Raw genomic sequence first — 25,348 nt, forward strand, 5'->3', positions numbered from 1 at the left:
CCAATACCATGTCACACAATGACATTAAGGTTGACAATATTTTATAGGAATACACGGGATGCGGGAAATTTAATCACTAATCACCAATGCCCAATACCCTATTAATCAGTAAATCTTATGTCAGAGTCAACTCCCATTACCCCAGAGCCTAACCCATCTGATGCGCTAGACTCAGTGGTAAATAATCCCAACGAGCAAGCGAACGCATCTACCGATCGCAGTTCTAAAACTAGGCAACTCCTGGGGATGAAAGGCGCCGCAGCAGGGGAAACCTCGGTATGGAAAATCCGCTTACAACTGATGAAGCCGATTACCTGGATTCCCTTAATTTGGGGTGTAGTTTGTGGTGCCGCTTCAAGTGGAAACTATACCTGGACGCTGGAAAATGTCTTGAAGGCTGGACTTTGTATGTTGCTATCAGGACCTTTGATGGCAGGTTACGTACAAATTACCAACGATTATTACGATCGCGAAATCGATGCCATTAACGAACCCTATCGTCCAATTCCTTCTGGTGCAATTCCTCTACCCCAGGTAATTACGCAGATATGGGTATTACTTATTGCCGGGTTAGCGATCGCTTTTGCTCTAGATAAATGGGCTGGTAATGAATTTCCCACAATTACATCAATCGCTATTATCGGTTCTTTCATCGGCTATATCTACTCTGCCCCACCTTTAAAGTTAAAACAAAACGGCTGGTTAGGTAGTTATGCTTTGGGTGCAAGTTATATCACTTTTCCTTGGTGTACTGGTCATGCTTTGTTTGGAGACCTAAATTTAACTATTGTCATTTTGACAATGTTCTATAGTTTAGCTGGATTAGGCATTGCCATTGTCAATGATTTTAAGAGTGTCGAAGGCGATCGCCAATTGGGATTACAATCACTACCTGTAATGTTTGGTGTCACCAATGCTGCTTTGATTTGTGTGGTGATGATTGATTTATTTCAAGGATTGATTGCAGCTTATCTTGTCAGCATTCATGAAAATTTATACGCAGCAATTCTCGTACTGCTAATCATCCCCCAAATCACCCTCCAGGATATGTATTTCCTCCGCGACCCGGTGAACAATGACGTCAAATACCAAGCAAGCGCTCAACCGTTTCTCGTTTTGGGAATGCTTGTAACCGGTATCGCACTCGGTCATCATGGGGCGATTTGATTTATACTTACTTAGTACAGTTTTGCGTAAGAACGAGCGCGTTTTTTAACGCAGAGTTTTTGTGATAGATTTTCGTCATGAATTAATGCGATCGCTGTACTAAGTAGGAGATAAGAGTGAAGAGTAAGTAGTTAACATAACTTTAAAACTTTTCACTCTTAATTTATAGATTTAATTGGAATTGCTTGTGTTAAAAGTAGCTTATTTCCTAATTCATACTATTCAACCGTTTCTTGTGCCAGTGTGTTTTGTTACTGCTTGGACATTAATTATTCTTGTAGTTTGGAGTCTTTGGACGACAGCGCGAGATAGCGTCAGTGTAGCCAAGCAAATGCATCAAATCCCTTGTACTGGCTGCCAATTTTTTACCGACGATTATCGTCTCAAATGTACTGTACATCCCACTGTTGCGAATACAGAAGATGCAATAAATTGTCTTGATTATCAACCGAAAACCAATCCGATGCTTTATTAGGGGGTGTTGGGCATTGGGCAATGGGCATTGGGCAATGGGCAACGGGAATTAAAGAAGTTCAGGACTTACGCAAGCGTCACAAAATAATGTCAACTGGCACAGATATTGAAATTTGAGGTTAATGCTTGTAAGTATTGATTTATAAACGCTAGAGCCAAATTAATTCAATGTGACAGTTCTCAAATAAATGTGCCAGTTGCGTAAGTCCTGAAGTTCAAGAAAGCGGGTGCGTGAATAAATACGATTCTTTTCATGCCCCATGCCCCATGCCCCATGTCCAATTCCCACTATCCAATTTCTAACAAGACTTTCATAACACCTTTACGTTGAGCTTGTTCAAAAGCGGCAAGCGCGTCAGAGAGGGGATAGGTAGCGTGAATTAAGGGTTGTACGTCTACTTTTTCGGCTGCTAGCAAGTCGAGTGCCGCAGGAAAGGGACCACAACGGGAACCGATGAGGGTAATTTCGTCTACTACTAAAGAGGAAGCATCAAGGCTGAGGTTGCCTGCGTAGGTGCTTTTAAGGATTAATGTACCACGGGGACGTAAAGCATGACGAGCGATCGCAAATCCTTCGGGATTACCAGTACACTCTACTGAAACATCAAAAGCTCTCTCTGTAACAGCTTCTGCGAATCCAGTTTTGATACCTCGTGCTTCTAAATTAGCGAGTTTATCACGATGACGCCCCACAGCTAACAAATCGCAGCCTGTTAAAGCGAGTGTTTGGGCTACAAGTTGTCCCAATTTACCATCTCCCACCACTAGCACGCGATCGTTTACACTTAACGATATCTGCTGCTGAATTTCCAAGGCTGCGGCTATAGGTTCGGTAAATGTTGCTACTTCTGTAGGCACATTATCGGGTACAGGATGTAGATTTTCTATCGGCAAACAGAGATAATCAGCAAAAGCACCGTTGCGGTTAACAATACCCAAGACGGTGCGGTTTTCACAGTGCGTTGGTTGTCCGCTGCGACAAAAGCGACATTTTCCGCAGACTGCGTTGATTTCTCCGACTACCCGCTTATTAAGTAAGTTTTCAGCTCCTTGGGCGACGACACCGACAAATTCGTGTCCTAAAATGCCACTGTAGGGATAGTAGCCTCTAAGCAATTCTAAGTCAGTGTTACAGATACCCGCACGCAAAACGCGCACTAGTGCTTCTCCTGGTGGTGGTTGAGGAATGGGGATATCTGTGCGGAGTTGTAGTTGCTTGTTCTCTAGCCAGAGTCCTTTCATTGTTATTTGTTATATATAAAAGTTGATATACACCAAGTTTAAGGTGTGAAGCTTTTAATTTTAGCGATTTTTTCTCTATCCTTGGAGGAAAGAGCGATCGCATTAACTATAACTATTAATTAATCATACTGTCGCACGGAGGGAATAATTCAATGCAGGTGATGCTGAGTAGGGCAACAGATGCTCAACAGGCGTGTTTACCGCAAAAAGTTCCTTAACCACCTAATCGCCTCACTTGTTGTTTGCTGACTCGCAATTTGCAAACACTGCTGGACAATTTCTCTCACATTAGGAAAATAACTGCTTTCTCCAAGCACATAACTTTCACCCTGCAATTTATAAACCAACAATTGCTTATTCTTTAACAGCCAAACCTCTGGCACTTTGTAAACCAGATAATCATTAATATCGCTATAACTAGTAACGTCTATTTCAATTACTAAATCTGGTGGGGGGTCATTTTCCCAGTCGATACGCTTCTTACCTACTACTGCTCTCCAATTTTCAATGTAAAAGCAATAGTCTGGTTCTATACCACTTATTTCTGGCAAACTCATGGTTATGGGAGTAAACGAGTCGTATCTTTGCTCTAAACGATCTAGAAAAACTTTCGCAATATCTGCCAGCAAGCTTACATCTCTTCCATGTTCAGGTAAAGGCGCCATCAACCAAATTTCTCCTGGTCGGTATTTGATCCGGGGGAGGGAGCGATCGCCTAATTGCAAAAGCATCCTTTGGTATTCTTGCCAGTTTCCCAGAAGTTTCAACACAGCACCAGGAGGCAATTCAATTTTTTCTGCTGTAATTACAGTATTCATATTACTTCAAATGTTTATCGAAGAACATTCTAAGTTCTCGCCAAGAATCTTCCGCTGCCAAGGGGTTATAGTTAGAACGCTCGTTGCAGAAAAACCCGTGGTCGGCATCACTGTAAACCTTCAAGGTGTATTCTTTACCGAGTTCTTTGAATCGGGATTCAATTTCTGTAACACGTTCTTGAGGAATAAATGGATCGACACCACCGAAGAAAAAGTATACGGGTACAGTAATATTTGTTACTGCCTCGATCCACTCATCTAAAACAACACCATAAAAGGGAGCTGCCGCAGCGATCGCGTCCGACATTTTGCAAGCAGTGAGAAAGGTCAATCCACCACCCAAGCAAAACCCTGTAACGCCTATTTTATCTGGGTTCACATCGCTTCGTGACTTCACATAAACCAGTGCTGCCCGAATATCCTCTTCTATGGGTTTGCCAAAATCGAGACGCCACATCATCGCTCTCGCTTGCTCAACCTCATCATATCCAAATTTGTTATTTGGCAACTCGCGATAGTATAAATCCGGCGCGATAACTACGTACCCGACCTTGGCAATCCGCGCTGCTACGTCTCGAATGTGCTGCGTTAAGCCAAAAGCTTCCATCAAAAGTAGGACGGCTGGTTTGCGGTCAGGTTCAGTAGGTGTACACAAGAAAGCCGGCATCTCTCCATCGGGGGTGGAAATCATCACCTCTGTCTGTTCGATTTTCATATCTTTTACCTCTGTCTTTACGATAAGACGTATAGACTTGTGCTGAAAATTATTAGCCTGCAATATCCCACTATCTACTAATGATCAGTGAGTGTAATACATTTTGATTCATCCGAAGCGAAAAATAATCTGTAGCACTCTGACGGCAACCTCGTGCGAAAGACGCAGTTTTCCTTATTTGAGCTTCTGAACAGGAATTTTCCTACTTCAAACAGGAATTTTCCTACTTCAAACAAGAATCTTCCTACTTCAAACAGGAATTTTCCTACTTCAAACAGGAATTTTCCTACTTCAAACAAGAATCTTCCTACTTCAAACAAGAATCTTCCTACTTCAAACAAGAATTTTCCTACTTCAAACAAGAAGCTTCCTACTTCAAACAAGAATCTTCCTACTTCAAACAAGAAGCTTCCTGTTTAGAACAAGAAACTTTCTGTTTAAAACAGGAAACTCCGAAAAAATTATATCCTCAGCCGTGAACTTTTTTCTTGCTCTTATTCGTAGTGAGCGATTTATCGCTCAATTTAAAGCGCTAAAGCGCTTACTACTTAAGAGTTTAAATTGTCACCTGATTTACAAAGGGCTGAAATACAGGTTGTAACTCTGCACGACTGACAACAAGAGTGGGGAAAGAGCGATCGCTATAATCTTCTCCCGATAATAAAGGAAATGGCTCTGTCTTCAAAGATACCCAACTTCCCCCTGCTGCCTGAACAATTACCCAAGCGGCAGCAAGATCCCAAACTTTTGGTGTTGCTTCCATACCACCCAATACAGCCCCTGTCGCCACTGTGAGAAAATTATAGCTAGCAACGCCTAACATGCGAATTTTGCAGGGAAAACCTTTTTGGATGGCTGTTGTACTGCGAGAACAAAGGTTAAAAAAGTGGTTGTTGCTCGGATCATCAGCACTGCTGTGGATGGGATGAAGATTGAGAAATGCCCCTGTAGGTGTTGCTAACTCAGATGTTCCTTGCCAAAAGCCGTGAAAAGCTTGGTTTGTTGGTGGCACATATACATAGCCAAAAACGGGTACACCTCGATACAGTAAACCGAGGGAAATTGTCCAAATAGGAATACCCCGTGTAAAGTTAGTTGTGCCATCAAGAGGGTCAATTACCCAGCACCACTCTGTACCGGGAAACACCTTATCAGCTTCTTCGCTGAGGATGCCATAACCGGCAAAAGTGGAAGCGATCGCATCACAAATTGTCTGATCTGCCCATTTATCAGCTTGTGTAACCAAAGATCCATCAGCTTTTTGCGAAGCTTGCACTTGCCCAAAATCTAGCATTAGCTGCTGACCTACCCTGGTGGTAGTGGTTTGGGCAAATTCGAGAATAGTTGTCCAAAAATCACTCATAGAAAAAATGGGAATTGGGGCATTGGGCATTGGGGAATGGGAATGGGAATGGGTAATGGGCACACTCGAATTAAAGACGCTCGATTTTTTATGCGCGTTTTATATCTAATAGCACTCTTTCCATGCCCTATGCCCCATGCCCCATTCCCTAATCTAAATCGCTTTCTAAAATAGAGGCGATCGCAAGCTTGGCGTTATTCTGAAATTCTGTAACATTGACTTGACTTAAAAACCACAGCGCCACCAAAATACCTACAGCTTGCATGGCAAACACTAAACCGTAGGCTTGAAGTGGCGTTGTCAAAAAAGCTTTCCCCAAATTCAACAGCGCACCACCAAATACTGTAGATAATGCTCTTGCCATTGCTTGTGCTAATCCCCAAGCACCGATAAATGTCCCCGCAGTTTCCACGGCAGTAAGATCCAACATCAAACTTAAGGCTCCGGTTGTCGTTACACCAGAAGCAAAACCAAACAAAATTAAACTTAATTGCAACAGCTTTGGTTCTTGAGTTGTTCCCGCCAAAATAATCAAGAGCGAACATATCGCTACCCCCACACATCCTAGCTTGGTGGTGTTTTTCTTTCCGATGCGTGGGGCAATCAAAAAGCCGGTGACACTCAAACCAACTAGCGTCCCCGTACCAAAGAAAGCATTCAGCTTAGTTGTTTCAGCGATCGTCATATTAAACACTTGACCACCGTAAGGTTCCAAAACTGCATCTTGCAAAAACAAGCTGATGGTCATTAGTAGCAAAAAGCTGAAAAATATCCCCGTTTGCCGACTCGCTGTTAGCACTCGCAGCGCTCTACCCAAAGTAATTTTATCTTCGCGCTCAACCGCCGTCGAACGAGTAGTATATAGAGAATATTTTTTTTCTACGCCAACTGTCGCGAGAAAGCATAAACCGACGACAATTGCCGGTACGATTAAAAACAAACGATTAATTTGCGATCGCAGTACATCTAACGGTGCATTTAAAGCAATTTGCTTGAGTAAGCCGCTGCTAATAATTGCCCCGACAATGATCCCCACCATCAGCATTGACCAAACAACCCCGACTAATTTTGAGCGGTTGTCTTCATCAGAAACATCAACTAACAACGCTGCGAAAGGTGTGGCACTCAAGCCGATCGCCAAGCCGTAGAGTGCGAAGATCAAAGCGAGAAATATTGCCCAAATTGTAGTTTGAGTTGTCCAAATTCCCCCTTGCAAACTCAAACCGAGTTGCCAAACCACTTGTACCGCTAAAAACGAAGCGATCGCAAACAAAACCGCACCCAACCAGATATAACCAGTGCGGTGATAGCCAAACAGCAATTTAGAATCTGACATTTGTCCAAACCAGACTCGTGTCGGTGAAACAAATTGATGCATAGCGATCGTACCAGCTGCAATTAACGCCGGTACTTTCAACTCTTCAATCATAACTCGATTCAGCACTCCCAAAGTGAGAATCGACATAATACCCAACCCCATCTGAAATAATCCCAGCCGAAACATCGTCAAAACTTTGATTCGGGGGGTACTCACAAAAGCTGACCGAGAATCAGATAAATCACCGCTTGCCATATTTTTTTCGAGATTAATCGGATTTTTTTATCTATTTTCCAGGATAAACTTTATAGGTGAGGTAGTAAGCGCTGAAGCTATATAAATTTTCTTTTTCACCCTTTTTTTAAGGAGGTCGCCGCTGGCGGAGGGATTATAATCTAGAAATAACTTATGCCAATTTTCAATAAAGGAAACCTTAACAATTCAGATTTTCATCTGCCTTATAATCCTCAATTATTATCCAGAGCAAAACAACTTGGTCAAAACCCCACTCCTGCTGAGAAAAAGCTTTGGCAAGACTATCTAAGAACATTTCGATTTCGTGTTTTGCGTCAAAGACCGATCAATCACTTCATCGTTGACTTTTACTGTGCTGCACTCAAACTGGTAATTGAAATTGATGGGGAAAGTCATTTTACCCAAGACGGGCAAGTATATGACCAACAGAGAACGGAAATTCTTGAGGGATATGGATTGAGTGTTTTAAGATTTACAAATGATGCCGTGTTCAATAATTTTGAGGGAGTGTGTCAGAAGATTGAGTATATAATCCCCTCAACCCCCCTTCAAAAGCAGGGCTGTTTCATTCGACAAGGTATGTATTTTGTCAAGACCATTGGCGATAAATATTTGGGCTTTAGTCATGAATTGTTGACCAAATTGAAGCCTAATATTGAATGCCTTGCTTATTTTTCATCTCCTGAACCCTTGATCTTTAAAGGCTTTTAGGGAATGAAACAGCCCTGCTTTTTTAAGGGGGATTTAGGGGGATCTCCGAGGACTATGGTTTTGTACAGAGATGCGTGTACACAGGTAGCCTTTTTAAGGGGGAAGGGGGGATCTTCACTCTTTTGAAATCGCGAGACTAGCAACTCTTAAAACTGATCTTTATTCTTACTAAACTCTACCTTCTAAAAAAAGTGACAACTATCACATTAGGACAAAACGGACCGGCTGTAACACCTCTTTGTATCGGCACTTGGGCTTGGGGTGATAAACTTTTTTGGAATTATGGCAATGGCTACAATTCCGAACAACTCAAAGAAGCTTTTATTGCAGCAATAGATGCTGGTATCACTTTCTTTGATACTGCCGAAGTTTACGGCTTGGGAATGAGTGAAGAATTCTTGGGGCAATTCATGCAACAGACTTCCCAACAAGTGCAAATTGCTACCAAATATGGTCCCGCACCTTGGCGATTTACATCTCAATCAGTTGCCGATGCCTTAACAGCCAGCCTCAAACGCTTACGAGTCGAGCAAGTTGCTTTGTATCAAGTACATTGGTCTTTCGCCTTTTTTATGAGTCAACAAACTCTCATGAATGCCCTTGCAGATGAAGTAAAACGGGGCAGAATCGCTACAGTTGGTGTCAGTAATTACTCGGCAGAACAAATGCGAGAGGCGCATGATATCTTGGCTAAACGGGGTGTACCTTTAGCAGTGAATCAGGTACGCTACTCTTTACTGACGCGGCAAATCGAAAGTAATGGCATTTTTGCCGCTGCCCGTGAGTTGGGTGTAACAATCTTGGCATACAGTCCTTTAGCCCAGGGATTACTTACAGGTAAATACACACCTGATAGCACAGAAACTCCCAACGGTGCTAGGAAAATGGACTCGCGATTTAGTAAAGAGGGCTTGCAAAAAATTGCACCCGTGATTTCCTTGCTACGCAATATTGGCGATAAATACAATCTTACTCCCGCTCAAGTTGCTCTCAATTGGTTAATTGCTCAGGGAAACACAATCCCCATTGCTGGAGTAAAAACCGCTCAACAAGTACGACAAAACGCCGGCGCTTTAGGTTGGCAATTGACTGATGATGAAGTTGCCGAGTTAGATGAAGTTAGCCGTCCTTGGCTGCATTAATTACAGATAAAACTCCGCGAACCTCCGCGTTTACCTCAGCGTCCCTCTGCGTTTAAATTCTTAATTATTCAAACACAGGGGGCCACAGTTCTGATACTGTTAGCTCCCAACCCGGTAATAAATCTGGTAATGTTAGCTTGTCGTTATCTTGGAAAACTATCGGTTCTTGGTTGAGTCGGTAAACTGTTAACGTCAATTCGTCAGGGTCAATTAAGATACCCACACTCGATCCAAGTTGCAGAAATAGTTGAATCTTTTCTTGTAGCGTTTTGATGCGTTCGCAAAGCGTGTCCGTTCGCGCAGCGTCTCCGTAAGGAGAAGGACTCTCGCTTTTGGATTTGACTTCAACTATTAAATCTGGTACTAATTCCACAAAATCGCGCTTAGTTCTTTTCAGGCGATCGGCACGAACAAAAGATACATCCGGAGCGCGTAAGTTTCTCTTTAATTTATCAGCTTGTTCTATGCGTTGCCCGAAACCCTTGTAGAGACGTTACGCTGGAACGTCTCTACAAGGGTTTCGGGATACATATTATTGTAGAGACGTTCCGCTGGGACATCTTTACGTCTCTACGACTAATTAAGAAGCAGATTCTCTAGCAGGTGAACCAAGCTTTTTCGGTGTCATGGAAACATCGCGACGGGTTGTGCGAGGTTTGGGTTTGGGAGTACCACGTCTTTCTTCTTCAGAATTACCATCAGATTTATTCCAAGAAGTACGTGGGCGATCGCTTGAACCTTCACGACGCTTAACCAACTTCGGCTTGGGACCCGACATATCCTCACTTGGAATGTCAGCATCTGATTGTTGCAGCCAAGCAGGACGAGTTTCATCGTAAGCGATTTGCAATGCAGCAGCTGCGATCGCTTGGGGATCGTATTTTTCAATTAGTTCGCTGATAATCGGCAAAAATGAAGCCAGACGTTCGCCAGTTAAGGCTTCCCGCACTTGATCTTGCAATTTGTCGATGTGTCGCGCTTCAATTTGAGCGCGTGTGGGAATGGTTAATACATGCCAGCTTTGGCGTACATGACGCTCAAAACCTTGCTGCTTGCGTCTTTCAAACGGCTGCACTAAAGATATTGCGGTTCCTTCTTTACCAGCACGACCTGTCCGACCAATTCGGTGAACGTAGGTTTCTGGGCTATCGGGTAAGTCGAAGTTGATGACGTGGGATAGTTGATCGACATCCAAACCGCGAGCTGCTATATCAGTTGCTACCACCCAGCGCACTTGACGATTACGGAACCTGCTTAATAACCGTTCACGCGCTTGTTGCGACAAGTCACCGTGGTATTCATCGACACTATGACCGGCAGACTGCAATTGACTGGTAAGTTCGGCAGCTGTGCGTCGGGTGCGAACAAAGATTAAAGCTGTTTCTGGATCTTCCATTTCCAGAATTGGTTGTAAAGCTTTAGCTTTTGTCCAGTGACGGGGAATCAAGTATGCTACTTGATTGATTTTATTTGGTGCGGCTTTTGGCTGTTCGACTGTGACTGTGGCAGGCGATCGCAAAAATCTGTTGACCAACGAGCGAATCGAAGGCGGCATTGTTGCCGAAAATAAAGCTGTTTGCCGTTCTTTGGGTGCTTGTGCGAGAATTTTCTCTACATCATCAATAAAGCCCATGCTCAACATTTCATCGGCTTCATCTAACACAAACCACTTGACATTATCGAGCTTTAAACAGCCGCGATCGAGCAAGTCTATGACACGTCCTGGTGTACCCACGACCATGTGAACGCCGCGCTTGAGTTGGGACATTTGGCGCTCAATTGATTGACCTCCATAAATTGCCAACACGCGCAATCCATCATTACCAATAAATTGCTCAATGGCGTCGTGAACTTGCATTGCCAATTCACGAGTTGGAGTCAAAACTATGGCTTGCACAGCTCTGTGATTAACATCTAGCTGTTCTAAAATCGGCAGTGAAAATGCTGCGGTTTTGCCTGTTCCTGTTTGAGATTGACCAACGACATCACGACCGGCTAATAGTTGAGGAATTGCTTGCTCTTGAATATTGGTTGGTGTAGTGAAACCTAGTTTTTCTAGTTGTTCCGAGCGTTCAACAGAAATACCTAATTCTACAAAAAGATTCATTAATTCTCCTAAGACTTATTTTGATTTAGACTCTTTAACCGACACTTCACTTGTTACTATTGACAACTTGACCATAAAGGTCATATGTATCAGCGCTGTGGATCGCGACTGGGAAAATCTCTCCTAGCTTCGCTTCGCCTTTTACATATACCTGTCCATCGACTTCTGGAGAAAATCTCCCAGAACGACCGATTAATTCTCCAGTTTCCGGATTTTGTTGCTCAATCAGCACATCAACAACTTTCCCCACTTCCTGTTGATTTTTCTTCCAAGAAATCGGTTGTTGAAGTTCCATCAATGCTGAACGGCGTTCTTCCATCAATTCTTGGGGCAACTGATTTGGTAAGTTATGAGCAGGAGTTCCTTCCTCTGGGGAAAACGTAAAAACACCAACGTGATCGAATTCATGTCGCTGGACGAACTGTAGCAGATGCTCGAAATGCTCTTGTGTTTCCCCAGGATAGCCAACTATAAATGTTGTCCGCAGTACTGCTTCTGGTAGCGCGGTTTTAATGCGCTCAATGATCCCATCATTTACCCGTCCTTGCCAAGGACGGTTCATGGCACGCAGAACTTCTGGATGGGAATGTTGCAAGGGCAAATCTAAATAAGGTAATACGTTAGGTGTTTCTTTTATTGCCTTAAGAGCAGATGGAGTCAATCCCGTTGGATAAGCGTAGTGCATCCTTATCCACGGTACATCTACTTTTGCCAAAGCGCGAAGTAATTCTGCTAATTTTGGCTCGCCGTAAATGTCTAATCCATAATTGGTGGTGATTTGGGAAATTAAAATTATTTCTTTTACACCTTCACTCGCTAGCTGTTGCGCTTCTTTGACAATCGATTCAATAGTACGCGATCGCTGATTTCCGCGTAGATAAGGAATGATACAAAAAGCACAACGATAATCACATCCTTCGGCTACCCGCAAATAGGCTACACCCTCGCTTGTCGTCCGATAACGTGGTGTGTTTTCATCAGCAATATAGGTCGGTTCGGCACTAACAAGTTTAACTCGTTCTCCTTCTTCTACCCGCTTAATTACATCAACTATTTTGTGATAATCGCCAGTACCTACCACCGCTACTGCTTCTGGCAACTCTTCCAATAACTGCGATTGGAAATGCTGCGCCATACAACCTGCGATCACGATTTTTTTATTCGCTTCCGCTAGTTCTACTAACGTTTTTACCGATTCTTCTCTTGCTGCTTCAATAAAACTACAAGTATTGACAATAACATAATCTGCTAAATCTTCATTACTATCTACACCATAGCCTGCTTCTACTAGCAGTCCTAACATGTGCTCTGTATCAATTCGATTTTTCTCGCAGCCCAGGTGAGAAATTGCAATTGTTGGCTTATCACCCATATTATAAAAAATCTTCTTTGTTTGTTCAAGACTAAACTACTAGATCCTGTTTTGTGAGTTTTTAGTCATATACACCCTCTCTTAGCAACATTTGTAAAGGCGATTGAGGCACTCAATTGCCCACAATCTTATGACTCTAATTACTAAATAGAGCTCATGCTATGATATTCTTATTGATCTGTTTCCCAGGGTCAAACTAAAGTGTTTTCGGATAAATAAAACACTTTGTAATATATTTTAACAAATAGCCTGTTGTATTTTACACTACCGCAGGGTGTGGGTTGTTAATTTACCCATCGGGAAGCCGCCCTAAGGGCTGTTTGTGAGAAGTCGCTCGCCCTTTGGTAAATCGAACTCGCGACTACGCCTGTAAAACGGTAAGCTGACCTTGCACTCAGGTATTGCGTTCCTACTCGGATGGGTCAGCAAAACACCTAAACTACAAAGAAAGTGCCTCGCGTTTTGTGAGTGGCAAACTCCTCTTGTAGCCAGTTTTTATCTTAACATATCTTATGGAATGTTTTGCGGCAATTTCCATCTGAAGGGGGAGGCAGTAAAACAAACTGTTTTAAACAAATTTGTCATCAGTCATTGGTAATGAGTTAATGGGCAATGGGCAATGGGCAATGGGCAATGGGAATTGGGCAATGGGAGATTTTTTCCATGCCCTATGCCCCATTCCCCATACCCTATTTTTGATTTACTTTAGACTTTGGACTCCGCAAAGCGGGTTAAAGACGTGGACTTATATCAGCTATTTAAAACCAAAACACCGATTATTGGCGTAGTTCATTTACTACCCCTGCTGACTTCCCCCCGTTGGGGAGGTAGCTTAAAGGCGGTAATCGACCGCGCCGAACAAGAAGCAACAGCCCTAGCGAGTGGAGGTGTTGACGGGATTATTGTGGAAAACTTTTTCGATGCGCCGTTTACCAAAAATAAAGTAGATCCTGCGGTTGTGAGTGCCATGACTATAGTGGTGCAGCGGATACAGAATTTGGTGACACTGCCTATCGGCTTAAATGTTTTGCGGAATGATGGATTAAGTGCGATGGCGATCGCCACCTGTGTCCGAGCGCAATTTATCCGTGTCAACGTCCTCACAGGCGTCATGGCAACCGATCAAGGATTAATTGAAGGTGAAGCACATGAATTATTGCGCTATCGACGAGAGTTAGGCAGCGATGTAAAAATTTTTGCTGATGTGTTGGTCAAACATGCCCGTCCTTTAAGTTCGCCAAATCTCACCGTCGCCGTGAAAGATACAATTGAGAGGGGTTTAGCAGATGCCGTGATTTTGTCTGGTTGGGCTACTGGTAGTCCACCGAACGAAGAAGATTTAGAATTAGCTTCGGGTGCAGCAAATGGTACACCTGTATTTGTCGGTAGTGGGGCGAGTTGGGAAAATATTGCTACACTGTTGCAGGCAGCAGATGGTGTGATTGTTTCCAGTTCTCTAAAACGCCACGGTCGTATCGAGCAACCAATTGACCCGATTCGCGTGAGTCAATTTGTCGAAGCCGCACATCGGAGTTGGAACTCTAAGGCTGAAAAAAAATCAATTTTAATTGGGTAATAGGGACTGGGGACTGGGGACTGGGGACTGGGGCAATTTGAGGAGGGGTAAAGGTATGGAAATAAAAAGTTATTTAAATTACTCCGGGAATATTTTTTTCCCCCTTTCCCCTTTCCCCTTTCCCCCTCCTGAAATTGCCCATTGCCCATTGCCCATTGCCCATTGCCCATTCACCGTTTTTTAGGTTATGATTCGCCGTCGTTCTACGCCTTGGATTCAAAGATGGTCGCGTATTTTAATTGCCGCGATCGCAGCATGTGGTGCCTTAACCACAGCTTATCTCACGTTTGAAAAGTTAACAGGAGGCAAAGCCGCTTGTGTAGCACAGGCTGGTGTCAAAGGCTGTAACGATGTTCTTTCTAGTCCTTGGGGAACAGTTTTTGGTCAGCCATTAGCCTTGTTTGGATTTTTGGCATACACTAGCATGTTGATATTTGCTTTGGCTCCTTTGGCAATTAAAGGAGCCGAAAATAAAGACCAGCGTCAAAAGCTAGAAAATGTTACATGGTTGCTGCTGTTGGCAGGAGCGATCGCTATGACAGTTTTCAGCAGCTACTTGATGTACGTGCTTTTCTTCCAACTCAAAGCCGTTTGTCTTTACTGTATTGGTTCAGCTTTATTTTCTCTGAGTCTTTTGGTGCTGACACTTATCGGTCATGTTTGGGAAGATTTGGGACAAATATTTTTTACGGCAATTATTGTCGGCATGGTGACGCTAATTGGCACTTTAGGCGTTTATGCTGGTGTCAATTCATCAGGTGCGATCGCTGAATCAACTTCTGGCAAACCTGTACAAATTAGCTTTACACCATCAGTAGCGCCAAATTCCCAATTCGGTTGGGAAATTACCACCAAATCTGGTGAATCAGAATTAGCGCTAGCACGCCATCTTGTGAAAATCGGCGCGAAAGAATACAGTGCTTATTGGTGTCCTCACTGCCACGAACAGAAGCTACTTTTCGGTAAAGAAGCCGAACAGATAATCGACGATAATGTCAAAGTTGAGTGTGCCGATGATAGCCCAAAAGGTAAACCCGAATTGTGTAAAGCCGCTAAAATTGAAGGCTTCCCTACTTGGATTATCAATGGTAAAAGCTATAGCGGAGTCCAAAACTTGCAGGAACTAGCAACAAATTCTGGTTACACAGGTTCGACGAATTTCAAGTATTTTAGGTAACAAAACCTCACCACGCCAGTCCCCTTAACGGGGGGGAACCCCCGCACGGAGAAAGCGGCTCCCCTTCCCCTCTCCTTTATAAGGAGAGGGGTGTCCGGAACGGACGGAGTGAGATTTTATCCGAGAACCGCGATATTACCCAAATCCGGGTAAAGACGTAGCAGTGCTACGTCTCTAGATACATACCAATTCTTAACACCAACTTACTTCTTCACCAAGATATACGCCTGAGCATAATCAGGCAATTCTTGAATATGTTGCCCAAAATCTTTATTATTCTTAAAAATACCTGCTAAAAAATCAAGTTGATGCAGATTCGGTAAAAACGCGCCACCTGTATCGGCTATAATTCCCATTTGCAGATTTTTTCGCCCGCTCTTATTATACTCAAGTACAATAATTTTCCCTAAACCAATATTCAGCACATCGCCAGCAAAAGTCACCCCTGGTTTGATAGAAATTTTTGCATCTATCTTATATCCATAACCTTTGATAGCATCAACCTCCCGAAAATACCAATAACGCTTTTGTGCAGTTGCGGCTAATCCTCGGACATAAGCAATTTCGTTGTTTCTATCAACATTAAAGTATGTCTTAGAACCATCAGGAAAATTAACCAGAATTGTTCCTTGCATTAAAGCTTCTTCTAAACCTTTTCGCGTTAGATAAGCCAAAGGTTCAACTTTGCCATACTCTCTCCCACCTGGTTCGTAAATACCTGATAAAACATCCTGTTTTGTATATCTGGTATAGAACTTACTAGCCGCTAAATCATCTTTTAAACTGTAAATTGGTATATTAAATGTAGAGGTTTTCTTGCGTGACCCTGCATGAGTAAAGACAGCATATTTTGTAATTCGCAGTCTTTCTTGCTGAGATTTTTCGGGGTTATAAGCAGACCATTTGATAACGCGAAAATTAGAATTGATAAAATTAGGATCTTGTAAACGCGTAGTGCGACGATTGCCAATATCCTCTTGTAAGACAGCAATCATAAAATCCAAAGTCTTGAGGATATCTTTTACAGTAACTCCTTCAGCACCAAGCAATCCTGTACGTTGAACATCTGGATCTAACGAACCATAGTCTTGAAAATACTTTCTGGTATTGGAGAGAGTTACTAATAAGTCAGCTTGATTGAAATTAACTTTATTTTTTGGTAGCTTTCCGGAATTAAAAACTTTGTTGCTATTAACCTTAAACTTAGGTTTTTGTGCTTCATCAATGACAGAATACGCTTTTGAAGCTTGTGCTAATTCTTGCTTTGATGAAGAGGTATTTTGTTTGCTTATATTCTCCTTAAAAGGATTTTGAATATTTGATGTTAGGAAAATCTGCTGCTGATTAAAGGCTAAGTTTTCTGTAACCGGATTTTCTTGAGCTAGCTGTTTAGTTTTTGACTGAGTATATAGATAGCTACTAGCGAAGCTGGTAATTAATAAAGTGGCAAAACCGACTGTAAGACGAACTTTTTGATTGAATAGCATACTCATAGCTTAGAATTTATTTTGCTAAAAAATTACACGTTCTCAATGTTTGGACAACATTTTTTTCATCAAAGTTTCATATAAGTTCATTAAAGTTTTAAATTATTTATCATGATAAAAGTCTGATCGCACTCTTTCTTGGGAAATATATGTATAAGGCAATGAATGCCAATCAATTAGTTTACCAAACCCGCAATATACAATATGGAAGTAAAATTAGGATTTGGAGCAATCCCAAGACCACAATATATCTTTGTCAGCAGAGAATCGGATTACTGTTGGTATATGCTTTCCGAAGACAGAAGACAAATTCCAATTTATGATAAAGCTTTGACCGGGGTGATAACAGGCATAGAAGTCGAGAAAAAGGTAGAAACTTCTTTTGGATTGACATTCAAAACTGATTTGTATATTTTGGCAGACAAACCTTATATTATACGTTCAGGAAATGAATCTTATTTTTCTAAAGGGTTGCTGCTATCTTTAGATATTTTGACTTGTGAGCAACTACATCAACCAGTAACTATTACAGTTAGCCCAGGAGATAGAACAATTGTATTTTGTACAATTTACGACCCAGTAACTTATAAGTCTATAGGTGTTAGTTGGGATGGACATAGAGAACTTAACTGGCAAGCTTTAGGACAAAAAGTAAGTGAAAAGGTTAACCAAAGTAATCATTGTATTCACGATCGCGTAAAAATCCCGGCAAGTGTGACAACGGCAGAATTACATGAAACTTTGATAGCTCAAACAGACACATATTTAGCACAATTGAATTGGACGCAAGAAGTAGGACGACAGTTTTTGCACCAAAGGTATGGTAAGCGATCGCGTACTCAATTAACAGATGCAGAACTTCTAGATTTTATTGATTACCTCAAGTTGCAACCAAAAGTGTAGGTTGGGAGAGGAGGGGAGGGGGGAGGGGGGGATGAGGAGGATGAGGAAGATGAGGGGGATGAGGAAGATGAGGAAGATATTGCTCCCTTGTCTCCCTTGTCCCCCTTATCTCCCTTGTCTCCCTTGTCCCCCTTATCTCCCTTATCTCCCTTATCTTCCTTATCTCCCTTATCCCCCTTGTCCCATTACTTAACACGACAGAACTTGCGATCGTTATCATCTTGAGGATATTGCCAAGAATAGGCAAAATGGCTTATACCTTTAAGTTGCGGGGCTAATTGGCGCAGTGCTTGCATTTGCACTTCTAATGGCGGACGATTACTAATAGATTCACCCCATTTGCCGGCTAAAGCGGGAATCACCTGCGTCCCTGGTTTTGCCACACTTAAAACCCGCTGTGCTTGAGAAACAATACAACCGGTGTCAGCGCAATTAGCATACAACATCGGATGCCACTCAAGATTACTGGGAAATCTATCCCAAGGTTGCAAGCGAGAATCATAACCTTGTCCTAACGATTGATTTCCTTCCGGGAAAAACACCACCCCTGCGGGAATACCTAGTTGCTGTGCGGGGTAACTAGCTAAAGTGACAAAATCTAGGATACCTTGCATGGCGTGGGCAACTGCAAGCTGCCATAATTCGACTTGCAAAAGGGGTTGCCTTTCGTTTGCAGTCATCAGGGATTTTTCTGCTGTTACTGCTTGGGGAGTGCGACCTTGCCAAAGTGGTTCACCTTCAGTAGGATACACTTTATCGACATCAGCGACATCTCCGGCTGTGACGTATCCCTTAGTCAAAAAGCGCCGAATCAAGTCCAACCCTTTATAATTCTGTGCGCGTTGAAATAAAGCTTGTTGAGTGGCTTCGGTAAATAGCCATAAATCTGTAACTTTAGTGGCGATAGAATCACTTCCTGCCTGTCGCGGATAGCGTATATAGTCAAACAGTACTCCATCTGGACGACGACGGATTATTTCTTGCTGTAGTTGATAGTAGTCGCGTTTTGCCTGTAAGTTGTAGGGGTCAACAAACACTTGACTGCCGTTGTCTACAACATATAAGCTAGTTTGACCTTTGCCATTGCGAGCGATCGCACCTTGCCGATCTTGACGCTGGGCGTAAGTATAACCAAAATTGGTTGTAAACATCCAGGCGTAAACCTTCAAACCGCGTTCTCGTCCTTTTTGAATTGCTTGGGCTAACAAATCAACTTTTTCTGACCCTGGTGTGCGAATCACAGAGGGCCAAACTGTCGGGTTAGATCCTGCTGGCAACAACACTTGCCCATCGTAAAACGCTTCCAAATAAACTTGGTTATAGCCCCGGCTAACAATTCGATCCATAATTTGATCGATCGCTCCCGGTTGAATGTCACAAGGATACAAGCGCAACCAAATTGCTTGAACTTGGGGCCAAGTACGACTGCGGCATTCTCGCAAAGCTTGTGCATGTTGTTGCAACAACTGTCGATAGTTGTTCTGGGCATCTTCATTGCCTTTTTGTGCCAAAGCGCGTAAATTGTCTTTTTCTTGGGTTGCCGTTGCTGATAACTGGCAATGGTCGTTTACTTGCGCTTGTGCTGGTTGACTGAAAACATCCAAGGGAATCAGCAAACTAGTGCTGAACATAACAGCGAACAAGCGACGCCAAGATAATATTGGTTTTGCAAGATTCAAGGAACGGTTAGACATACCTGATTGGGGACTGGGTAAGAGAGATTTTTATGAGTGCTGGTGTAGGCAGTTCGTGGAGTGCTAATCATCGAAAGACAAGAATTATCAGCCCCAACACAAGATAGCTTGGGGCAGTATATAGCTAAATTTTCTGGTTAATTTATAGGGGGTTTTAAACCTTACTTTTCAAAGACTCTCTAAACCATATTTCTGTTGCCGCATTTTGTTATTGAGTTAATTTACTATAATTTTTGCCGCGTTTATATGCGTTCATAGTTTATTCTTTTGCCAAGAAAAATACCGTGATATCCACAGGCATTTATAGCACCAAGTCTATTTAAAACTTCAATTTTATATCACAAACTAATAACCTAGTCAAGAGTCAAAAGTATAACACTAATAAAAATGGTTTTGACCACAATCAAGTGTTTGTTCAAAAGTTAAAAATTTGAACTTTCAACTTTTGACTCTCAATTGCTGTAAGCAGCAGCAGATAGTTAACCGCCACGCTTTAAAGCCAATTCTACCTGTTTAAGTTCAATTTGTAGGCGTTTTTTCAACTTTTCTGGCAGGGGACGATTTGGGTAAGAACTGTAGTGTCCAGCTAGAGAATTTAAAGCCGTCCGCATGGTTGTAAACGAGTTTAGAGTAGAAACAGAGCTAACCCGCTGATAGCGAGCTGAAAAGTCATTAATTTTTTGACGCGCTTCTGCTTGAATTGCTGCTTTATCTGGTGCATCGTTGGGAAGTTCCAACACATTTTTCATGATATCGACTACAGCCAAAGTGTCTTGGCTATAATTGCCGGTCAAACTATCCGGACTACCACAGCCCATCAAGGCGATCGCTAAAACAAAAACCAGGGCAAGCAGACGTGACCAATAGCGCTTCATAAGTCAAAGAGTGAAATAACGCATAAATCAACGTCTATCCTATCCTGTATTGGTATCCTGGGGATCATCCGATAGTGTTAGTGGTTCGTTGATAGTGGTTAGTCAGTAGATCGCCAACTTTTTCAACTTATGAGAACACCATTCAATAGCTACGTATTAGCAGGTAAAATCAAATACACCTAAGTTTTACAAAAAATTATCTGATTAGGCTATGCTAAGTAGTTGTGCAAAATTAAATATATATTTGTCATTGCGAGTGGAGCGAAGCGGAATGAAGCAATCCCAAACCGTTGCGATTGCTTCGCTACATTTCATTTCGCTCGCAATGACATAAATAATTTTGCCTAACCACTTATTCATTCTCCATCCGTGACAAGACGTTCTGATAGTACCTAGCTGCCATTTCTTCTGCTTTTTCATAGACAAGTAACGGGTGTGTTAACATATCACCCGGCTCAGTTTCTAGATCGCTAGTTGAAAGTGACACTCGCCCTTTTTCAACATCAATCCAGACAATCATTGCTCTAACCCAGTCACCGACTTGAAAGACCTTCTCTAGATGCTCAACAGGTTGTTGAGAAATTGCATTGATATGTAATAGCACATAATATCCCCCAATATCAACGAAGACACCATACGATCTAATTCGACAAATAGTGCCATCTACAAGTTGACCAAGCTTAAGCGTTTTCAACCTCGCTTTTGCTGAAGCACTCCGATTATTAGATGTTCGTCTTACTATCAAGTTCTCACGCAGTCCATATTTTTTGTTTAACTCAATTCTTCGCTTCTCATACCAACTTGGATCAAATTCACCTAAAGCAAGATCGATTGGTAGATTTTTGTATAAGCTGACCAGTGCGTAGGCTTCTGTCATTTGACCGTTAGCTGTTAATTGTGTAGTCCATAGCAATACATCATGTAGGATTACTAGCCATTGTTGTTCTAGGGTCAGTTGCTTCCATACGGTTTCACGTCCCGTTTCGGGAACCCTGCCACGTCCTCCCCAGTACATTGCTAAACGTGTTCGCCAATTTTCACCAGATATATTAGATGGCTTGAGTAGAGATCCCCAATTTGTATTGCTCAGATCATCAATATACGACCATTGTGATGGTTGATACTCATCCTTAAGAAATTTGATGACTCCATCATGAAAAGCCTCGATCAATTCACAACGCTCAGTAGTAATCTTGAGACGTGTTGTAGTATCATTACCGCACAGCCACGGCTCAATACGGAATTGCACAAGTAGATCGCTCAAATACTCAGCTATAAGCTCTACTTGATGACCTTCCTCATCTATTATCATTTTTGCGGGTAGTTGGGAGTCTCGAATTTGCCCCAGCCAGATATACAGTTCTTTATAAGGATCGAATACAGATGATGTCCAAATTTGGGTGCAAATATCATTGGCTTCTATGCGAAGCAAAATCCATCCTCTGAAAACACCTTCATTGGAGGATTGCGTAAAGGTCACTCTCATTGATTCAAAAAAATATATTGCGATCTACTGATAGTGGATAGTGGTTAGTGGTTATCCGTCAACTAGCAACTAGCAACTAACCACCAACCACTAACCACTATCCACCAACTTTTTGATAAAGAGTATCCCTTTGTTGATAAGGTCTTCCTAAAGAAGTAACGGCAGCTTGCAAGGTATCAACTTCCATACAAGTGCCACCCAAAGCACCTGCCATTGTGGTAATATGTTCCTCCATTAATGTGCCGCCGATATCGTTGCAACCGGAAACTAAAGCTTCTGTGGCACCCGCTAGTCCCAGTTTTACCCAGCTTGGCTGATGGTTAGAAATCCAATTTCCTAAGTAAATTCGCGCTACAGCGGTAAGTAGTAATGCATCAGCCAAAACTGGTTGATCGCGTCCGACACGGCGGCGTAAAGATTTGGGCGCTTCTTGTCCGACAAAGGGTAGTAAAATAAATTCAGTAATGCGAGCTGGGTAGTCTTGATTAATGGCGCTTTTTTGAAGCTCACGCAATTTTTCTAAATGCTCTATTTGCTGTTCTGGGGTTTCAATATGTCCTGACAGCATAGTGCAAGTGGTAGGCAAACCTAATTTGTGCGCTGTACTGACAATTTCTAACCAAGTAGCTGTGTCAATCTTTTCTGGACACAATATCCGTCGCACATCATCATTTAAAACTTCCGCTGCTGTTCCTGGCATTGAACCAACACCAGCATCTCGGAAAGCAGTAATTACATCAACATATTTCAGGTTGTCTTCCCTGGCAATAAATTGGACTTCCTGGGGAGAGAATGCGTGTAAATGCAAATGGGGAAATTCTTGCTTAATGCTTTCTACTAGTTTGAGGTAATAGGGTAAAGACTTGCCATTCACCTTTGCTTGTAGATTTAATCCTCCCTGCATACAAATTTCCGTTGCACCACGCTGCACCGCATCTGTCAATTTTGGCAAAATTTGCCCCCAATCTAACCAATAAGCACCCGCGTCACCATCATCGCGCCGGAAAGCGCAAAAACTACAGTGTTGTTCACAGATGTTAGTAAAGTTAATATTGCGATTAATTACGTAGGTGACAGTATCGCCAGCTTGAGTATAGCGCAGTTTATCAGCTGTCGAGCGAATAGAGGCGATCGCACTTGCATCTGTTTGTTTTAACAAAACTACTCCTTCTTCAGGAGATAAATCATACCCGCTGCCGGCGCGGTCTAAAATAGCATCAAAAGTTACACTAGTCACAATTTCTCACAAGCACAATACATTTCTTATTTTGACAATAAATATATTGTTTATCCTCGAACTGCATAAGTAAATTTGCTTCTACCTATTTCAATATAGAATGTAGGTTCTTTTAAATCAACTTTCATAAACTCAATCAGGTATTTGACTCCCAAAATCAAAATTATACATTTGGGGTAATTTTTTCACTGGCAAATTCATTTCATAAACAACGAAATAAAACTCATGAAAACCAACTTTGTAGGGATAATCGGTCTTTTATTCACATGCACAAGCCTGGGAATTATTCCTCGTGCTGATGCTGCACCTAGTAGTTACCAAAAGACTTGTTCTCAAATTTCTATTGCGGGAAATCAGCTATCAGCTATTTGCAAAACCAGGAATGGTTCATTAAACCAAACTTCATTAACTCTTAGAGGAATCGAAAATATTGATGGTAATCTAAAAGTAACTAACCCTAACAAAGTGAGTAGTTATCAAAACTCTTGCCCTGAAATCGGTATCAATGGGCGTCGAATCAATGCTACTTGCAAAAGAAGAGATGGTTCATTGAAGCGTACTTCGATAGTTTTGAACGGAATTGAAAACATTGATGGGTTTCTCAAATACACAAGTAGCCCATAAATGATTTCAATTTATTTGTTATACCTTTTTCATGGCTGAGTTATTTAATCACAAAGCAAATTTGCTGAGTAGAAATCATTTTAACTTGAGCGCACTCGCAAATTACCTTTAAATTAGCCTAGCCTAGAGAAAGGTTATGTAATGTATTTCAGTTAAAGAGCTTATTTTTAGCGTTAGGACATTGGTCTTAACGCTAAAATATTTTAATTTATCCAAAAAAGCTATTAACTTATTGCATATTTATTCTGCAATAAGGGACTTCCAAATAAAAAAATATCCCAAAACTGACGCAAAAATCCTCTCTATTTCTGTGTTCTCTGCGTCTGGAGTGGTTCGTTTCTTTGGATAATTTTAGGACTTACGCACTCAGTCGCGAGAAAACAAGACTTAGATAGGTGCTTCCTTGCGTCGATAGGGACGGAAATACGTAGTCCGTGCGTAAGTCCTGAATTTATTTCTTGGAAGTCCCTAAATTGATAAACGCACTAAAAATCAGATTAACTTGTAAATTAAAAGTTTATACAAAGTAACAAATGCTACGTGCAAATGAAGAGTGCGTAACCGCTACATCGCTAACTTGATTGCGATCGCTTTAACAACTGTGTGGAACTGGGAAAAATAGGAAGGAGACGGGGAATCCTCTCTTAGTGGATTATACATTTGAAGTAATTTGTTATTAGATATAGACTTGGGACTTTAGATTGAACACAAATATCAAATCCCAAGTCTATATTTACAAATTGACTGGTTGCTGCCACCAAAATGAAATTTTCCCTTTATAAACAATGGTTTCACCCCTTACTGCTTTTGATGTGGTTATTCATCGGTATCGGTTTGCGGTTAATCAACTTAACTGCAAAACCTCCTTGGACTGATGAGTTTTCTACCCTGGTATTTAGCCTGGGGAATAGTTTTTTGCCAGTACCTTTAGATCAAGCGATCGCTCCTGATGTTTTGTTGCAGCCACTACAACCCCAAGCCAATGCTAGCATCAATGACGTCTGGACACACCTAAGCACTGAAAGTAACCATCCGCCACTTTATTTTATGTTGGCTCACTGGTGGATGCGGTTATTTCCCACAGAAAATGGTTTAGTGTCGTTGTGGGGAGCGCGATCGCTTTCGGCTATTTTTGGTGCATTATCCATTCCAGCTATCTATGCCTTAAGTTGGTTGACTTTTCGCTCCCGCTTGGTTGCTCATATAGCAGCGGCGATAATGGCAGTATCACCCTTCGGCATTTTTCTGGCACAAGAAGCGCGTCACTACACTTTAGCTATCTTGTGGGTAATTGCTTCCTTAGCCTGTTTGGTAATCGCTACACGTCACATCCAAACCCGCACGCAACTACCAATTTTAACAGCACTTTCCTGGGTGGTAATTAATGCTTTAGGTATTGCTACTCATTACTTCTTTAGCCTCACCCTTTGTACTGAAGCCTTTGTTTTGATTTTTCTTTTTTGGCAACAGTGGAGAGAAGGGGACAAGGGGACAAGGGGACAAGGGGACAAGGGGACAAGGGGACAAGGGGACAAGGAGGACAAGGGGGAATTTGCTTTTCTATCTTCCTCTGCTTCCCCTGCCCCCCCTGCCCCCCCTGCCCCC

At 42.2% G+C, this 25,348-nt stretch carries 22 protein-coding genes and 1 pseudogene; 10 read left to right on the forward strand and 13 right to left on the reverse strand.

Annotated elements, in window-relative coordinates; all coding sequences use genetic code 11:
- Positions 1–117: 117 nt before the first annotated feature.
- Both chlG and TOL9009_RS0116835 read left to right on the forward strand, forming a co-directional pair.
- Positions 118–1,167 carry a chlorophyll synthase ChlG gene (chlG, locus tag TOL9009_RS0116830; protein ID WP_029633826.1) on the forward strand — a complete coding sequence of 350 codons (1,050 nt, stop codon included), beginning with the start codon at positions 118–120 and terminating at the stop codon, positions 1,165–1,167.
- A gap of 187 nt (positions 1,168–1,354) precedes the next feature.
- Positions 1,355–1,642 (forward strand): hypothetical protein, encoded by a 288-nt coding sequence (locus tag TOL9009_RS0116835; protein ID WP_029633827.1) that lies wholly within the window; start codon positions 1,355–1,357, stop codon positions 1,640–1,642.
- A 287-nt stretch (positions 1,643–1,929) separates the two neighbouring features.
- On the opposite strand, the gene TOL9009_RS0116840 is transcribed toward TOL9009_RS0116835, so the two are convergent.
- The 5 genes from TOL9009_RS0116840 to TOL9009_RS0116865 all read right to left on the reverse strand — a co-directional run bounded on the left by TOL9009_RS0116840 (position 1,930) and on the right by TOL9009_RS0116865 (position 7,352).
- Complete coding sequence (locus tag TOL9009_RS0116840) at positions 1,930–2,883, reverse strand: MDR/zinc-dependent alcohol dehydrogenase-like family protein (protein WP_029633828.1); 954 nt, start codon at positions 2,881–2,883, stop codon at positions 1,930–1,932.
- Positions 2,884–3,080: 197 nt separating this feature from the next.
- Positions 3,081–3,701 (reverse strand): Uma2 family endonuclease, encoded by a 621-nt coding sequence (locus TOL9009_RS0116845; protein WP_029633829.1) that lies wholly within the window; start codon positions 3,699–3,701, stop codon positions 3,081–3,083.
- A gap of 1 nt (position 3,702) precedes the next feature.
- Entirely contained in the window at positions 3,703–4,416 is a 714-nt protein-coding gene (locus tag TOL9009_RS0116850; RefSeq protein ID WP_029633830.1) for a dienelactone hydrolase family protein, read from the reverse strand.
- Positions 4,417–4,972: 556 nt separating this feature from the next.
- Positions 4,973–5,779, reverse strand: coding sequence for an inositol monophosphatase family protein (locus TOL9009_RS0116860; protein ID WP_029633832.1), 807 nt, complete (start codon positions 5,777–5,779; stop codon positions 4,973–4,975).
- Positions 5,780–5,927: 148 nt separating this feature from the next.
- Positions 5,928–7,352, reverse strand: coding sequence for a BCD family MFS transporter (locus TOL9009_RS0116865; protein ID WP_029633833.1), 1,425 nt, complete (start codon positions 7,350–7,352; stop codon positions 5,928–5,930).
- 153 nt (positions 7,353–7,505) lie between these two features.
- Between TOL9009_RS0116865 and TOL9009_RS39490 the strand changes: the two genes are divergently transcribed.
- Positions 7,506–8,063 carry an endonuclease domain-containing protein gene (locus TOL9009_RS39490; protein WP_084763233.1) on the forward strand — a complete coding sequence of 186 codons (558 nt, stop codon included), beginning with the start codon at positions 7,506–7,508 and terminating at the stop codon, positions 8,061–8,063.
- A gap of 191 nt (positions 8,064–8,254) precedes the next feature.
- Positions 8,255–9,205 (forward strand): aldo/keto reductase, encoded by a 951-nt coding sequence (locus TOL9009_RS0116875; protein WP_029633834.1) that lies wholly within the window; start codon positions 8,255–8,257, stop codon positions 9,203–9,205.
- A 64-nt stretch (positions 9,206–9,269) separates the two neighbouring features.
- On the opposite strand, the pseudogene TOL9009_RS39495 reads toward TOL9009_RS0116875, so the two are convergent.
- From TOL9009_RS39495 to rimO, 3 genes and pseudogenes are all read right to left on the reverse strand, one after another.
- A pseudogene (locus TOL9009_RS39495) lies at positions 9,270–9,650 on the reverse strand (Uma2 family endonuclease); the annotation flags it as partial.
- 135 nt (positions 9,651–9,785) lie between these two features.
- The gene (locus TOL9009_RS0116885) at positions 9,786–11,312 is read right to left on the reverse strand and encodes a DEAD/DEAH box helicase (protein ID WP_029633835.1); all 1,527 of its coding nucleotides are present in this window, start codon (positions 11,310–11,312) and stop codon (positions 9,786–9,788) included.
- Between the two features lie 46 nt (positions 11,313–11,358).
- Complete coding sequence (gene rimO / locus TOL9009_RS0116890; RefSeq protein ID WP_029633836.1) at positions 11,359–12,684, reverse strand: 30S ribosomal protein S12 methylthiotransferase RimO; 1,326 nt, start codon at positions 12,682–12,684, stop codon at positions 11,359–11,361.
- Between the two features lie 605 nt (positions 12,685–13,289).
- Between rimO and TOL9009_RS48445 the strand changes: the two genes are divergently transcribed.
- The 3 genes from TOL9009_RS48445 (at position 13,290) to TOL9009_RS0116905 (ending at position 15,437) form a co-directional block, all read left to right on the forward strand.
- Positions 13,290–13,472 (forward strand): hypothetical protein, encoded by a 183-nt coding sequence (locus TOL9009_RS48445; protein WP_144238259.1) that lies wholly within the window; start codon positions 13,290–13,292, stop codon positions 13,470–13,472.
- Positions 13,424–14,260, forward strand: coding sequence for a photosystem I biogenesis protein BtpA (gene btpA, locus TOL9009_RS0116895; RefSeq protein WP_029633837.1), 837 nt, complete (start codon positions 13,424–13,426; stop codon positions 14,258–14,260). The genes TOL9009_RS48445 and btpA overlap by 49 nt, the downstream gene beginning before the upstream one ends.
- A 187-nt stretch (positions 14,261–14,447) precedes the next feature.
- Positions 14,448–15,437, forward strand: a complete 990-nt coding sequence (locus TOL9009_RS0116905) for a vitamin K epoxide reductase family protein (RefSeq protein ID WP_029633838.1) — start codon at positions 14,448–14,450, stop codon at positions 15,435–15,437.
- Positions 15,438–15,640: 203 nt separating this feature from the next.
- Here the strand turns inward: TOL9009_RS0116905 and TOL9009_RS0116910 are convergent, their stop codons facing one another.
- A complete protein-coding gene (locus TOL9009_RS0116910) occupies positions 15,641–16,930 on the reverse strand; it encodes a hypothetical protein (RefSeq protein ID WP_029633839.1) in 1,290 nt (429 codons plus the stop codon).
- A gap of 198 nt (positions 16,931–17,128) precedes the next feature.
- Here TOL9009_RS0116910 and TOL9009_RS0116915 point away from each other — a divergent pair, with 198 nt between their 5' ends.
- On the forward strand, positions 17,129–17,827 hold the full coding sequence (locus TOL9009_RS0116915) for a hypothetical protein (protein ID WP_029633840.1): 699 nt from the start codon (positions 17,129–17,131) through the stop codon (positions 17,825–17,827).
- Positions 17,828–18,012: 185 nt separating this feature from the next.
- Here the strand turns inward: TOL9009_RS0116915 and TOL9009_RS0116920 are convergent, their stop codons facing one another.
- The 4 genes from TOL9009_RS0116920 to cofH all read right to left on the reverse strand — a co-directional run bounded on the left by TOL9009_RS0116920 (position 18,013) and on the right by cofH (position 23,119).
- Positions 18,013–19,521, reverse strand: a complete 1,509-nt coding sequence (locus TOL9009_RS0116920; protein ID WP_029633841.1) for a family 10 glycosylhydrolase — start codon at positions 19,519–19,521, stop codon at positions 18,013–18,015.
- 479 nt (positions 19,522–20,000) lie between these two features.
- Positions 20,001–20,396, reverse strand: a complete 396-nt coding sequence (gene psb27 / locus TOL9009_RS0116925) for a photosystem II protein Psb27 (RefSeq protein ID WP_029633842.1) — start codon at positions 20,394–20,396, stop codon at positions 20,001–20,003.
- Between the two features lie 352 nt (positions 20,397–20,748).
- Positions 20,749–21,828, reverse strand: a complete 1,080-nt coding sequence (locus TOL9009_RS0116935; RefSeq protein WP_242055230.1) for a S1 RNA-binding domain-containing protein — start codon at positions 21,826–21,828, stop codon at positions 20,749–20,751.
- 151 nt (positions 21,829–21,979) lie between these two features.
- On the reverse strand, positions 21,980–23,119 hold the full coding sequence (gene cofH, locus TOL9009_RS0116940) for a 7,8-didemethyl-8-hydroxy-5-deazariboflavin synthase subunit CofH (RefSeq protein ID WP_029633844.1): 1,140 nt from the start codon (positions 23,117–23,119) through the stop codon (positions 21,980–21,982).
- A 225-nt stretch (positions 23,120–23,344) separates the two neighbouring features.
- Between cofH and TOL9009_RS0116945 the strand changes: the two genes are divergently transcribed.
- Together TOL9009_RS0116945 and TOL9009_RS49420 are read left to right on the forward strand one after the other, a co-directional pair.
- On the forward strand, positions 23,345–23,743 hold the full coding sequence (locus TOL9009_RS0116945; RefSeq protein WP_029633845.1) for a mannose-binding lectin: 399 nt from the start codon (positions 23,345–23,347) through the stop codon (positions 23,741–23,743).
- A gap of 762 nt (positions 23,744–24,505) precedes the next feature.
- Positions 24,506–25,348: glycosyltransferase family 39 protein (locus TOL9009_RS49420; RefSeq protein ID WP_038296399.1), on the forward strand; the 843-nt coding region annotated here is incomplete at its 3' end.

The sequence above is a fragment of the [Scytonema hofmanni] UTEX 2349 genome, from assembly GCF_000582685.1.
GTDB lineage: Bacteria > Cyanobacteriota > Cyanobacteriia > Cyanobacteriales > Nostocaceae > Hassallia > Hassallia hofmanni.